At 64.1% G+C, this 13,852-nt stretch carries 10 protein-coding genes; all 10 read left to right on the forward strand.

Going from position 1 to position 13,852, the window contains the following annotated elements; all coding sequences use genetic code 11:
* Positions 1-312: 312 nt before the first annotated feature.
* The 10 genes from ACIQT2_RS10375 (at position 313) to uidB (ending at position 13,808) form a co-directional block, all read left to right on the forward strand.
* Positions 313-1,845 (forward strand): ABC transporter substrate-binding protein, encoded by a 1,533-nt coding sequence (locus ACIQT2_RS10375; protein ID WP_402946077.1) that lies wholly within the window; start codon positions 313-315, stop codon positions 1,843-1,845.
* 6 nt (positions 1,846-1,851) lie between these two features.
* Positions 1,852-2,793: an ABC transporter permease gene (locus ACIQT2_RS10380; RefSeq protein WP_400337308.1), complete on the forward strand. Its 942-nt coding sequence runs from the start codon at positions 1,852-1,854 to the stop codon at positions 2,791-2,793.
* On the forward strand, positions 2,790-4,700 hold the full coding sequence (locus ACIQT2_RS10385; RefSeq protein WP_402946078.1) for a dipeptide/oligopeptide/nickel ABC transporter permease/ATP-binding protein: 1,911 nt from the start codon (positions 2,790-2,792) through the stop codon (positions 4,698-4,700). Before ACIQT2_RS10380 ends, ACIQT2_RS10385 begins: the two co-directional genes overlap by 4 nt.
* Complete coding sequence (locus tag ACIQT2_RS10390; protein WP_402946079.1) at positions 4,697-5,578, forward strand: ATP-binding cassette domain-containing protein; 882 nt, start codon at positions 4,697-4,699, stop codon at positions 5,576-5,578. The genes ACIQT2_RS10385 and ACIQT2_RS10390 overlap by 4 nt, the downstream gene beginning before the upstream one ends.
* 63 nt (positions 5,579-5,641) lie before the next feature.
* Positions 5,642-6,502 carry a sugar phosphate isomerase/epimerase family protein gene (locus tag ACIQT2_RS10395; protein ID WP_402946080.1) on the forward strand — a complete coding sequence of 287 codons (861 nt, stop codon included), beginning with the start codon at positions 5,642-5,644 and terminating at the stop codon, positions 6,500-6,502.
* Positions 6,503-6,529: 27 nt separating this feature from the next.
* On the forward strand, positions 6,530-7,696 hold the full coding sequence (locus ACIQT2_RS10400) for a Gfo/Idh/MocA family protein (RefSeq protein ID WP_402946081.1): 1,167 nt from the start codon (positions 6,530-6,532) through the stop codon (positions 7,694-7,696).
* Positions 7,697-7,926: 230 nt separating this feature from the next.
* On the forward strand, positions 7,927-8,973 hold the full coding sequence (locus tag ACIQT2_RS10405) for a LacI family DNA-binding transcriptional regulator (RefSeq protein ID WP_400337300.1): 1,047 nt from the start codon (positions 7,927-7,929) through the stop codon (positions 8,971-8,973).
* Between the two features lie 93 nt (positions 8,974-9,066).
* Positions 9,067-10,467: a glucuronate isomerase gene (gene uxaC / locus ACIQT2_RS10410; RefSeq protein ID WP_402946082.1), complete on the forward strand. Its 1,401-nt coding sequence runs from the start codon at positions 9,067-9,069 to the stop codon at positions 10,465-10,467.
* Complete coding sequence (locus ACIQT2_RS10415) at positions 10,464-11,813, forward strand: mannitol dehydrogenase family protein (RefSeq protein ID WP_402946083.1); 1,350 nt, start codon at positions 10,464-10,466, stop codon at positions 11,811-11,813. Before uxaC ends, ACIQT2_RS10415 begins: the two co-directional genes overlap by 4 nt.
* A 447-nt stretch (positions 11,814-12,260) precedes the next feature.
* The gene (uidB, locus tag ACIQT2_RS10420) at positions 12,261-13,808 is read left to right on the forward strand and encodes a glucuronide transporter (RefSeq protein WP_402946085.1); all 1,548 of its coding nucleotides are present in this window, start codon (positions 12,261-12,263) and stop codon (positions 13,806-13,808) included.
* Positions 13,809-13,852 lie beyond the last annotated feature (44 nt).

A 13,852-nucleotide genomic window follows, 5' to 3' on the forward strand; every position in this document is an offset into this window, starting at 1 on the left:
AATCAACAAACTCCCGCCGGGCGTCCAACGAAAAATTCCTGACCACAACACGCTCCATCAATCAGAGCGTTGCAACGACCCTATGACTCCGCCCCCTCAAAACGCGCACTACTGCGACCTACTTGGGTGTTGGCGCTTTGACTCCGGAAGCACGCATGGCAACAACTTTAGAAACTTTTGACAATCGGTTGCCAAAAGCGGCCAAAGACCGTACTGTAAATCCCACACCCCAGAAATATGTGGCCCAGGCCACACCTTCTAAGCTCTGATCCGATCCCGTTCGCATCAGGCAAGACTCTTTAGGAGCCGACAATGAAGTTAGGTCCCAAGGCGGCAGCAGCTGCCCTTGTACTGAGTGCCTCTCTCGCGCTCACGGCCTGTGGCGGCGGTGGAGCCGGCGCAGGTTCGAACGCCGGCGGAACCACCGTCACGGCACTCACGTTGGGAACCCTCCGCGACCTTACCTCGTGGGACCCGGCCCAGGCCCACGTGGGCCACGCGCTGCAGCCTTACCAGGCAGCGTATGACTCCCTGATCCTTCGCGAACCGGACGGCAAGCTGAGCCCCATGCTGGCCACCGCGTGGAAGTACAACGACACCAACACCAAGCTCACCGTGGACCTCCGTACGGACGTCACGTTCAGCGACGGGGCCAAGTTCGACGCCGAAGCGGCCAAGGCCAACCTGGACCACTTCAAGAAGGCCAACGGTCCCCAGATGGCCCAACTCAGCTCGGTATCTGACGTTGCCGTCGTGGATGCGGACACCATCGACATCAACCTCACCGCTCCCGAACCGGCCCTCGAGTTCTTCCTCAGCCAGGCCGCCGGCCTGATGGGCAGCCCCAAGGCACTAGGCACCGACGCCATCAAGACCGTTCCGGTCGGCTCCGGCCCGTATGTGATGGACAAGGCAGCTTCCGTCAAGGATTCCCAGACGGTCTTCACCGCCCGTGAAGGCTACTGGAACAAGGACCTCCAGAAGTACAAGAAGCTGACCCTCAAGGTCCTGCTTGATCCCACAGCCCGCACCAACGCGCTGGTCTCCGGCCAGATCGATGCCACGCTCCTTGACCCCAAGAACGGCAAGCAGGCTGAGGGCGCCAAGATGAAGCTGGAAACCAACCAGGTGGACTGGGCCGGATTGCTCCTTCTTGACCGCGACGGCACCAAGAACCCTGCGCTGGCCAACGTCAAGGTCCGTCAGGCCATCAACTACGCCTTCGACCGCAAGACCATCCTGGACCAAGTGATGCTCGGCCAGGGCACACCCACCTCCCAGCCGTTCGGCAAGGACAGCGGTGCCTGGAGCGAAGAGCTGGAGAACTACTACAGCTACGATCCCGCCAAGGCCAAGCAGCTCCTGAAGGAATCCGGCTTCGAAGGCAAGGTCAGCATCGACGTACCCACCCTTCCCGGTGCCGAGACCCTGATCTCCGTCCTCAAGCAGCAGCTCGCCGATGTGGGTATCACCCTGAACCCGGGTGCTGCCATCACCAACACCTTCACCGCCGATGTGGCTGCGCAGAAGTACAGCGCCCTCTACTTCAACCTGTTCCAGGGCGAGCCCACGGTTGCCATCGACCAGATCGTGTCCACCAAGGCCCTGTACAACCCGTTCAAGACCGCCACTCCCGAACTCGATGCCAAGATCCAGGCCGTGCGCACTGCCGGCGACCAAGCCGGAGAAGCGGCCAAGGAAGTCAACAAGTACGTGGTTGAGCAGGCCTGGTTCGCTCCGCTGTTCCGCGTGAACCAGATGTATTACCACAACGACAAGGTGAACGTGGTTCCGCAGGCCCAGCAGGCCGTTCCTTCCATCTACAACTACTCGCCTGCCAAGTAGGAACCCATGATCAAGTTCATTGCGAAGAGGCTGGGCAGCGGGGTGGTGGTGCTGCTGGTGGTTTCACTGCTCACCTTCACCCTCCTGTACACCGCCAGCGGAAGCATTGCGCAAAACATCCTGGGCGACCAGGCAACCCCTGAACAAGTCGCCGCGAAGGAACACGAACTGGGTCTGGACCAGCCCCTCTTCACCCGCTACTTCGCCTGGTTGGGCGATGCCTTGAACGGAAACCTCGGCGCCTCGTGGTTCACCTCGGAGCCGGTAGCCAACTCCCTGGCCACCCGGATTCCCGTAACCATGACCATGGTTTTCGCAGCAATGATCCTGATCGCCCTCTGCGCAGCACTGATTGGTGTTGCCGCAGCCGTCAAGCGCGGCTGGGTGGACAGGGTGGTCCAGATTGGCGCGATCATTGGTGACTCCATTCCGGGGTATGTGATCGGCGTGTTCCTGGTTACCATCCTGGCCATCCAGCTGGGCATGTTCCCCGCTACCAGCACCATCTCGCCCGAGGTAGGGCCTGAAGCGTGGATCGTCTCGATGACCTTGCCGGTCATCGCCCTCCTGATCAACGGCGTGACCGGCGGTGCCCAACAGATCCGCAGTGCCGTCATCAAGCAGCTTGAACGCGACTACGTCCGCACGCTTCGCAGCCGTGGCATCGGCGAGCGGGAGATCCTGTTCAAGCACGTCCTGCGCAGCGCTGCCCCCGCCGGTTTGACGGTCCTGAGCCTGCAGTTGATCGGCATGCTGGGCGGCGTGGTGATCATCGAGCAAATCTTCGCCCTTCCGGGCATGGGTCCGTTGGCCGTGGCAGCGACCGGCCAGACTGACCTTCCCGTCGTCATGGGAGTGGTGATGTACACCGTGGTGGTGGTCATCGTGGTGAACCTCCTGGTGGACATCCTCAACGGTTGGCTCAACCCGAAAGTGCGTGTGTCATGAGCGATTCCATAAATTCAACAGCAGACCTTGCGGCCAACCCCGCAACAGGCCAAAGCGGCACCGTGGTCCGTTCCACCGTGATGCGCCGGCTCATCAAGAACCCCCTGGGCATCGCGGCCCTCGTCATCCTGACAACCATCGCGTTGCTGGCTATCTTCGCTCCTGTGCTGGCTCCGTTCGAAGAGAATTTCGCCAACATCAGCAAGACCCTCGCGGCCCCGGACTCCACCAACATCCTGGGAACCGACAGCGCAGGACGGGATACCTGGAGCCGGTTGCTCTTCGGCGCCCAACTGACCCTGCTTTCGGCGCTGCTCTGTGCAGGTGTGGCCATCGCCATAGGCCTCCCGGCCGGACTCATCGCCGGCTACTACGCCGGCAAGTTCGAGGCCGTGTCCAACTGGGTGGTCAGCATCCTCATGAGCCTGCCGGGCCTGATCGTCCTGCTCACCATCCGTGCAGCGTTCGGCCCGTCGGTGTGGATCTCCATGATCGCTTTCGGCATCCTGATCAGCCCGTCCTACTTCAGGCTCACCCGTGCCGCTGTCCAGTCGGTGCGCAATGAGTTGTACGTCGACGCGGCCCGCGTTTCCGGCCTCTCCGACATCCGGATTGTTGCCCGCCACATCTTCTCCGTGGTGCGCGCGCCCATCATCATCCAGACAGCCGCAATCGCCGGTGTTGCCATCGCCATCCAATCCGGCCTGGAATTCCTGGGCCTCGGCGATCCCACCAAGGCAACGTGGGGCGTCATGCTCTCCGAGGGCTTCAAGAACGTCTACCTGACGCCCACGCTCCTCCTGTGGCCGGCCCTCGCCATGGCCCTCACCATCGGCGGCCTCGTCCTGCTGGGCAACGCCATCCGCGACGCCCTGGAAGACGGCGAGAAGATCAAGCACCGCAAGAAGCGCACCCCTGCTTCGGGCACAGTCGGCGCCAGCACGACGGCGGAACCCGCCAAGGCGCGCCCGTCGCGTAAGTCGGTTGCCGCCGTCGAGCTTGGAACCGAACACCACCTGGTCAAGGTGACCAACCTCGGCGTCGGCTATCCGCAGGCGGATGGTTCCATTAAGAAAGTGGTGGACGACGTGTCCTTCCACGTGGACCGCGGCGAAATCCTGGGCATCGTGGGGGAGTCGGGTTCGGGCAAGTCCCAGACCGCCTTCTCCATCCTGGGCCTGCTGCCGGACAACGCACGGATCGTGGCCGGTTCCATCCAGTTCGACGGCAACTACACCGTGGCCCCGGGCGAGGACCGCGTCAGCCAGGAACGGCTGTCCAAGCTGCGCGGCAAGCGGATCTCCTACATTCCCCAGGAACCCATGAGCAACCTGGACCCGGCGTTCACCATCGGTTACCAGCTGGTCACGCCCATGGTCCGCGTCCTGGGCATCTCCAAAGCGGAGGCCCGGACCCGCGCGCTGAAGCTGCTGACCGACGTCGGGATCGTCAACCCGGAGCGGACGTTCGCCGCCTATCCGCACGAAGTTTCCGGCGGCATGGCCCAGCGGGTGCTGATCGCCGGAGCGATCAGCTGCGAGCCGGACCTGGTGATCGCCGACGAGCCCACCACAGCCCTGGACGTTACCGTGCAGGCCGACGTGCTGGACCTGCTGCGCGAGCTGCAGCAGCGCTTGAACATCGGCGTCATCCTGGTGACACACAACTTCGGTGTTGTCGCCGACCTCTGCGACCGCGTGGCCGTGATGCAGAACGGCCGGCTCGTGGAGGAAGGGACTGTCCGGGACATCCTCCGGAACCCGAAAGAGAAGTACACCCAGACCCTGCTGGGGTCCATGCTTGAAGGTAAGACGCCCATGACCATGCTTGTTTCCCCGCCGGAAGGGCCCGTTTCACACGCAGATTCCGGTACGGGCCGCGTAGCAGAGAAGGAGCCGGTGGCATGAGCACCGTTTCGCGTCAGGAAGCCCCGCTGCTGTCCGTGGAAAACCTGGTGGTGGAGTACCCCAGCAAGAGGTTCCGTGCCAAGCCTTTCCGGGCGCTGACGGACATCAACATCACCATCGGCCAAGGGGAAACCCTGGGACTGGTGGGGGAGTCCGGATCGGGCAAGACCACCCTTGGCCGGGCCGTGCTTGGCCTGGCTCCAGTGACGGCCGGGAGAGTCATTTTCGAGGGAAACGACATCAGCAACGCCTCCCGCAGGGAACGCCGCACGCTGAGCCGGGACCTGCAGGTGGTCTTCCAGGACCCGTACACCTCGCTCAACCCGGCCCTCGAGATCGGCGACATCCTGGCCGAGCCGCTCGGCGTGCAGGGTATGGCCCCGGCAGAAGCGAAGAAGCGCGTGCGCGAGCTGCTGGACCAGGTGGGACTGCCGTCAGACGCGATCCACCGGCTCCCGCGGGAGTTCAGCGGCGGCCAGCGCCAGCGTGTGGCGATTGCCCGGGCTTTGGCGCTCTCTCCCAAGCTGATCGTCTGCGACGAGCCCGTCAGCGCCCTGGACCTGTCCACGCAGGCCCGCGTGCTGGACCTGTTCCTGCAGATCCAGAAGGACACCGGGGTGTCCTACCTGTTCGTCTCCCACGACCTCGACGTGGTGCGGCACATCAGCCACCGCGTCGCCGTCATGTACCGCGGGGAAATCGTGGAGCAGGGACCTGCGGAGACCGTCACCCGGGACCCTGAACATCCCTATACACAACGGTTGTTGCTGGCTTCGCCGGTGCCCGACCCGGACCGCCAGGAACAACGCCGCGCAGATCGCCACCGCCTGCTCGAGCAGCAGCGCCAACAGACCGAACAGGCTGGCGCCGCGGCGTAACTGCCGCGTCTTGCCAACACATCAACAGGGCCTTAGCGGGCCGGAGAACCACGGAGGAAAACAGTGGCCAAGATAGGCGTACAGGCGATGATGCTCAAGGAGAGCTTCGCCGAAGTGGGAGCGTTCGAGACCCTGCGCAAGGTCAGCGCAATCGGCTACAACGCGGTGGAGGTCTCCCAGATCCCCATGACCCCGGAGAACGTGGACGAACTGGGGCGTGCCCGGACTGAGTTGGGCATGGACATTGCTGCTTTGTCGGTAGCGGTGGAAGGCCGCAAGGGCTTCCCCGTTGAGTCCCTGGCGGACGACTTCGAGAAGATCGTGGACGACGCCAAGCGCCTGGACTCCAAGCTGCTGCGCATCGGCATGCTGCCCTTCCCCGCCATGAAGTCCCTGGACGCCGTGGTGGACTTCGCCAAGACAGCCAACGGCTACGCCGAGCGGCTGCAGGAGCACGGCATCAGCCTGTACTACCACAACCACCACGTGGAGTTCGCGAAGTTCGACGGCAAATACATGCTGGACATCATCGCCGACAATTCGCCGGCCATGGGCATGGAAATCGACGTGCACTGGGTCCAGCGCGGGGGTCTGGACCCGGTCCGGACGCTGCAAAAGTACGCGGGAAAGACTGCCATGGTGCACTTGAAGGACTACCGGATCGGGCAGATGCCCGAGTCGTCTTTCGGGCTCCTGGAACAGGGCGATTTTGCCGGGTTCATGGCCGAGTTCAAGAACGTCGTCCAGTTCGCGGAAGTAGGCGAAGGCAATCTCGACTTCCCGTCCATTGTGCCCGCCGCCATTGAGGCCGGGGCGCAGTACCTCCTGGTGGAGCAGGACGAACTCTACGGGCGCACGGTGTGGGACGCCCTCCAGACCTCCCACGACAACCTGGTGGCCATGGGCCACAGCGACCTTTTCTAGATTCTTCAACGGACGGAGATTAATTTCATGAGCAAGAAAGTACGCCTCGGCATCATCGGCCTGGGCCAGCAGGGCGGCGCCTACGCCAAGTTCATCAAGGACGGCATGGTCCCGAACATGGAAATCGGCGCCATCTGCGACACTGATCCGGCGAAGAAGGAACTGGCGGCTTCCCTCTACCCGGAGGCACCGTTCTTCGACGACTACATCGCCCTGCTGGAAAGCGGTTCCGTTGATGCCGTGGTCACGTGCGTTCCGCACTACCTCCATCCTGAGATGGGCATTGAGTCCCTGAAGCGGGACATTCACGCCCTCGTGGAGAAGCCTGCCGGCGTCTACACCAAGCAGGTCAAGGAACTCAACGAGTACGCTGCCACCAAGCCGGAGCTGACCTTCGGGATCATGTTCAACCAACGGAACAACCCGCTCTACAAGAAGCTCAAGGAAATCGTCGACGGCGGCGAGATCGGCAGCATCCGCCGCACCAACTGGATCATCACCAACTGGTGGCGTCCGCAGGGCTACTACAACTCCAGTGAATGGCGCGCCACGTGGGGCGGCGAAGGCGGCGGCGTCCTGGTCAACCAGGCACCGCACCAGCTGGACCTCTGGCAGTGGATCTGCGGTGTCCCCAAGTCCGTCTACTCGAAGGTTGCGTACGGCTTCCGCCGCGACATCGCCGTCGAAGACGAGGTCACCGCCGTCGTCGATTATGGCGACGGCGCAACGGGCGTTTTCGTAACCGCCACCCACGACATCGTGGGAACCGACAGGTTCGAAATCCTCGGCGACCAGGGCAAGATCGTGGTGGAAGACAGCAAGGTGGCCACTGTGACGCGGCTGGTCAAGCCCGAGCGCGAGATCAGCGATTCCATGGGCATGGACGATGTCCGCAAGCTCTTCATGGGCCAGCTGAACCGGGAGGAGCTCTACTCCACCGAGGTCATCGAGTTCGAGTCCGTCTGGGGCGGCCAGCACGCGGGCGTCCTGAAGAACTTCGCCGCAAACATCCTGGATGGAACTCCGCTGCTGGCTCCGGGCTCCGACGGCATCAACGGCGTCCGCCTGGCCAATGCCATCCACCTCTCCAGCTGGACCGGCAAGGAAGTCTCCCTGGACTTCGACGAGGACGAGTTCCTGCAGGAACTGAACAAGCGCGTCGCGGAAGAAGGCAAGTTCCCCGAACGCGCCTAACCCACCCCCTCCCTCCGACGCTCTCTCACCAAATCGCCCTTCACGGCAGGCGCTCTCTCACTTTCCCTACGAAAGTGAGAGAGCGTTGGCGTTAGAGGGGGAGTCCGTGAGAGAGCGTTGGCGTTAAAGGGGGAGTCCGTGAGAGAGCGTTGGCGTTAAAGGGGGAATCCGTGAGAGAGCGTTTGGCAACCGTCCAGCTTTTTGTTGCCAAACGGCACTACGATGGACCCGTGACTGAAGCGACGAACGCCGGAACCTCCACTGCCCCCTCCAAGCGCGGCCGGGGTGAGAAGTCTTCGCCCACCATTTACGACATCGCCAAGCTCGCGGGAGTCAATCCGTCCACCGTTTCCCGCGCCCTCAGCAAGCCGGGCAGGGTCAGCGCCAAGACGCAAAAGATCATCGAGGACGCGGCCGAACAGCTGAACTACCAGGTGAACCCCTTCGCGCGGGCGTTGCCAACCGGCCGAACGCAGACCATCGGCCTGATCGTCGCGGACATCACCAACCCCACGTTCTTCGACATCATCCGCGGCGCCGAAACCACGGGCGCGGCCCGGGATTACACACTGGTCCTCGCGGAGTCGTCCGAGTCGCCCGAAACCGAAGTCACGGCGGCCAGGCGGCTGCTCGCTACCGTCGACGGGCTCATCCTGGCCAGCCCCCGCATGGACGACGACAACATCCGTTCGCTGGCCGGCGACAAGCCCGTCGTCGTGGTCAACCGCGACATCGAAGGCGTTCCCTGTGTGGTCCCCGACGTCAACAAGGGCATCAGCGAGGCAGTGCGGAGCCTCGCCGCGAACGGCCACGAGCAGCTTGCCTACGTTGCCGGCCCGCCCCAATCCTGGATGACGGCCCGGCGTTGGGAGGGCGTCAAGGCCGCAGCGGAATGGTCCAAACTGACGGCCGTCCGCCTGGAGTCGAGCAAACCAACGGTCGACGGCGGCAGGAAGGTTGCGCGCGACGTGCTGGACAGCGGGGCCACCGCCGTCATCACCTACAACGACCTCATTGCCATCGGCTTGATGCAGGAGTTGCAGGCAGGCGGGATGCAGGTTCCGGACCAGATCAGCATTGTTGGGTTCGACGACATTTTCGGGGCGGATTTCACCACCCCAGCACTGACCACGGTGCGTTCCCCGCTGCGGGAATGCGGTACCCGGGCAGTCACTATTCTCCTTGATCTGTTGCTTGGTCACGAGCCGCCTGCCGGGGCCGTCAGCGTTGAGACTGAACTGGTGGTCCGCGGTTCCAGTGGCAGGCTCCTGAGTTAGCCCCTCACTCCTCGTTGCAGTGCCCTTTGCAACGACTTGGCAATTTTTGGCAACCGGTTGACAAAATGGCAACGGGCGCCGGAAGATTGATCTATGTCACAGTCCCTTGCAGCCCACCCTGACCGGCTCCTGCCCGCAGATCCCGGGACGCGCAGCATCGCGCGGTCCTTGCTGGAGCGCGTCCAGGACCTGCCCATCATCTCCCCGCACGGCCACGTTGACGCCGCGGTCATCGAGCAGAACACGCCGTTTCCGGATCCCGCCGCGCTGCTGGTCAGCCCGGACCATTACGTCACCCGCTTGATCCACGCCGACGGCGTCTCCATGGACCAGCTCCACGCGGGCGAGTCCCAGGATTCCCGAGAGGTCTGGCGGCGGTTCGTCGAGGCTTGGCCGCTCTTCGAGGGCACGGCCTCGGGCTACTGGCTCAGGACCCAGTTCGAGCAGGTGTTCAAGCTCGGTGCGGACCTCTCCGGTATGTCCGCCGATGCCAGCTACGACGCCATTTCAGCGAAGCTCGTGGAGCCGGATTTCCGTCCCCGGCAGCTGTTCAAGGACTTCAACATCGAGGTCCTGGCCACCACGGATGATCCCTTGGACAACCTCGCGAGCCACAAGGCCCTCACCGAGGACCCCACCTTCAACGGCCGCGTCCTGCCCACGTTCCGCCCTGATGCGTATCTCAATGTCGCCCACCCCACCTGGGTCGCGAACGTTGAGCGGTTGATCGAAACCGCGGCCGACGGCGGCAGGGGCTACGCCGGCTACATCGCAGCCCTGGAAAACCGCCGTCGTTATTTCGTGGACCATGGCGCGGTATCCGCGGACCACGGCGTCCGTACGCCGGCGACGCTCAAACTCGATGCCGCCGAAGCCGAGGCCCTGTTCGAGAAGGCCCGCTCCGGCGAGGCCACCGCCGCGGACCGGGACGCGTTCGAGGCCCACATGATGTACCAGATGGCGCGGATGTCCGTGGATGACGGTTTGGTGATGACCATCCACCCGGGCTCGTACCGCAACCACCACGGACCCACGTTCGAGTCGTTCGGCGCAGACACCGGCCACGACATCCCGTTCGCCATCAACTACACCGAGGCAATCCGCCCTCTGCTGCAGGACTTCGGCACGGCCAAGGACTTCCACCTGGTCCTGTTCACCCTGGACGAGACCGTGTTTTCCCGCGAACTCGCACCCCTTGCCGGTTTCTACCCGTCCGTGTACCTCGGTGCGCCGTGGTGGTTCCTGGATGCCCCGGACGCCATGCTCCGCTTCCGCTCGGCCGTCACCGAAACCGCCGGTTTCTCGCGGTCCTCGGGCTTCATCGACGACACCCGTGCTTTCTGCTCCATCCCGGCCCGGCACGACGCATCCCGCCGCATCGAGGCCTCGTTCCTTGCGCGCTTGGTTGCCGAGCACCGCGTCAGCGAGGACCGCGCGCACGAGTTGATCCTGGACATCGTGGATGGATCGCCGCGCAGGGTGTTCAAGCTGTGAGCGGGCTGCTTCGCCGGACGGCTCCCGCGGCCCCGGTCCGCATCGTGCACCTTGGTTTGGGGGCGTTCCACCGCTCCCACCAAGCCTGGTACACCCAGCACGCCGGAGACGCGGGGGAGTGGGGCATCGCCTCCTTCACCGGCCGACGCCCGGACGCCGCATCGGTTTTGGCTGCCCAGGATGGCCTCTTCACCGTGGTGGAACGATCGGATTCCGGCGACTCCTTCGAGGTGGTCGGAACCATTGTCGAAGCCGTCGATGGCGCGGATGTTGCCCGGTTCGTTGAACTGCTCGCCGCTCCCTCCACTGCCGTGGTCACCCTCACCATCACGGAAGCCGCGTATGGTCTGGGCGCCGGCGACCTGCCGCTGCTGGCCGCCGGACAGCAACCCACGACGCCGATGGGCCGCTTGGTCGCGGGCCTCGCCGCCCGCAGGGCCTCCGACGCCGGACCGCTCGCCGTCGTCAGTTGCGACAACCTCTCGGACAACGGAAACGTAGCCCGGAACGGGGTTCTCTCGTTGGCCCGGGAGTTTGACGCCGGGCTCGCAGCCTGGATTGAAGCGAATGTCAGTTTCGTCAGCACCTCGGTGGACCGGATTACTCCGCGGACCACTGCCTCCGATATCTCTGCCGTGGCCGCTGCGTGCGGCTACCAGGACGAAGCTCCTGTGGTCACCGAGCCTTTCCATAACTGGGTGCTGAGCGGTGCGTTCCCCGCCGGGCGACCCCGGTGGGAAGACGCCGGCGCAGTCTTCGTGGACGACATTGAGCCGTACGAAAACCGCAAGCTCTGGCTCCTCAACGGCGCGCATTCCATCCTGGCCTACGCCGGACAACTCCGCGGGCACACTACAGTGGCCGAAGCTTTGGCCGACCCCGTATGCCGCGACGCCGTGGAGGAATTCTGGGACGAAGCCTCCAAGCACCTCCCCGGAGAAGAACTTCGCATCACCGAATACCGGGCTGCCTTGCTGGAGCGCTTCGGGAACTCCCGGATCGCCCACCACCTGGCCCAGATCGCCCTGGACGGCAGCACCAAGCTCCGGATGCGGGCCATTCCCGTCCTTCGCGCGGAGCGTGCGGACGGCCGAACCGGAGAGGCCGCGGCGCGGATGATCGCGGTGTGGTCTGCTTTCCTGGCCGTTCAACCTGGTTTGCAGGACCCCCTGTCCGACGCAGTGGCTCAAGCGTCCCTCCTGTCCGGACAAGCCCGAACGGCGGCATTACTGGCTCTGCTCGACGCGGAGTTGGCCAAGGACGCGGGCGTGGTGTCGTTGATCCATGAACTCGGCGAGGGCTTCGCAGCCGTGCCCGCCGAGGCAGGTTCGGGGACCGCCGCGTAGCCCTCCGGGCATATTCATCGCACCCTTTGATTGGCCCAGGCCGCCCGGTAGCCCCGGACTGGCCTGGGCCAATCTGTGCTTTAACAACCCGCTGCTATAGCAACCCCATTGCGTGGCCCGATCTGCCTGGCATTTCGGGGGTTCTGGGTGCAAAGCGGGACCCCCAAGGTGTTCGTGTGAACGGGTGGGTCTTCTTGTTGTTGGGCCTGCGCTGCGTGGCATTCGTGAATCGTGGGGCGCAGGGCAGGCCCGGCAAGGCGTGTCCCCGGCGTCGGCAAGCAGGGACGGGTCGAATCGTTCTGAAGCAATTTGCGGCAACCGATTGCCAAACCTTTGCCAACGTGACTAGAATTACATCAGCTGCACAGGCCGGGCCCAAAGCTCCAGTGGCACAACAACTGTTGAGACGTCCGGCACGCAATGACGCAATGGGTAAAGGAGCCCGCATTGAACAAGCTCAGCAAACTCAGCATCCTCGGCTACGGAGCCGGTGATGCCGCCAACAACCTGGCCTTCACCACGGCCACCATGTTCCTCCTGGTCTATTACACCGACGTTGCCGGCATCTCGGCGGCGGCAGCAGGTACCCTCCTGCTTGTGGTGCGGGTGTTCGACGCCTTCGCCGATGTCTTCGCGGGCCGCCTCGTGGACCGCAGCTACAGCAAGCGCTTCGGCAAGTTCCGTCCCTTCATCATGTTCGGTTCCATTCCACTGCTGCTCCTGAGCGTGGCAACGTTCTCCGTTCCGCAGATCGGCGAGACGGGCACCCTCCTCTACGCCTACGTCACCTATGCCGCGCTCGGCCTTGCGTATTCTCTCGTGAACATTCCCTACGGCTCACTCGCAGGGGCCATGACGCAGGATCCGGGCGACCGCGCGAAGCTGGGCTCCGCCCGCATGGTCGGCGCGCTGCTGGTCGGCTCAGGCCTGGGTATCTTCGTGGCTCCGCTCATCAAGCCAGGCGCCAACCTCCAAGGGCTCTTCACCACCATCACGCTGGTGTTCGTGGTGATCGGCGCGGCCCTCTACTTCTTCACGTTCGTCACAGCAAAGGAGCGAGTGCACCGCTCGGTTCCCAAGGTTTCCTTCAAGCAGAGCATGGACACGTTGAAGACCAACCGCCCGCTGCTCATGCTGTGCCTGAGCTCGTTCCTGTTCCTCACCGGCTACATGGCCCTGTCCTCCGTGCAGCTCTACTACCTGCGCGACGTCCTGGGCCGCCTGGACCTGTATGCCGTGATGTCCATCGTCCAGCTCGTCATGACGTTCGTCCTGGCCGCCTTCATGCCGCGGCTTGTCCACCAGTTCGGCAAGAAGACCGTCTATGTTGCAGCCGGCGCCCTGAGCGCAGTCGGAGGGGCGATCATTTTCTTCACCCCGGCCACCATGACCTGGGTCGGCTTCTCCGGGCTGCTGGTCAGCATGCTCGGCGTGATGGCCGTGAGCATCGTGGTGTGGGCGCTCGAGGCCGACACCGTGGAGTACGGCGAGTGGAAAACCGGCGTCCGCACCGAAGGCATCACCTATGCCCTGTTCTCCTTCACCCGTAAGACCGGACAAGCCGTGGGCGGCGCCCTCGCTGCCTACGCCCTGGCGATGGGCGGCTACAAGTCCGGCGCCGCCCAGACTCCGGAGGCCGTGATGGGAATCCAGTTCGCCGCTGGCGCTCTGCCGGCCATCATGGTGGTCCTGGCCATCGCGGTCATGGCCAAGTACAAGCTCACCGATGCCATGCACGCCGAGATCGTCAATGAGATCAAGGCGCGTCGCACCGCTGAGGCGGGCAGCGCACCTCAAGGCATCGCCGCTGAGGCGGTCAACGCACGCCAGGGCAACGCAGCTGAGACGGCCAACGCACCCCATGGCAACGCCGCTGAGGCGGTCAACGCACGCCAGGGCAACGCCGCTGGGGCGGGCAGCGCACCTCAAGGCATCCCCGCTGGGACGGCCAACGCACCCCAGGGCAACGCCGCTGGGGCGGGAGATCGCCGCTGAGGCGGGGCACGCCGCCGTCGTAAATAACGACGGCGGGCTGCCGG

The organism is Paenarthrobacter sp. NPDC090522, from assembly GCF_044769225.1.
Taxonomy (GTDB): Bacteria; Actinomycetota; Actinomycetes; order Actinomycetales; family Micrococcaceae; genus Arthrobacter.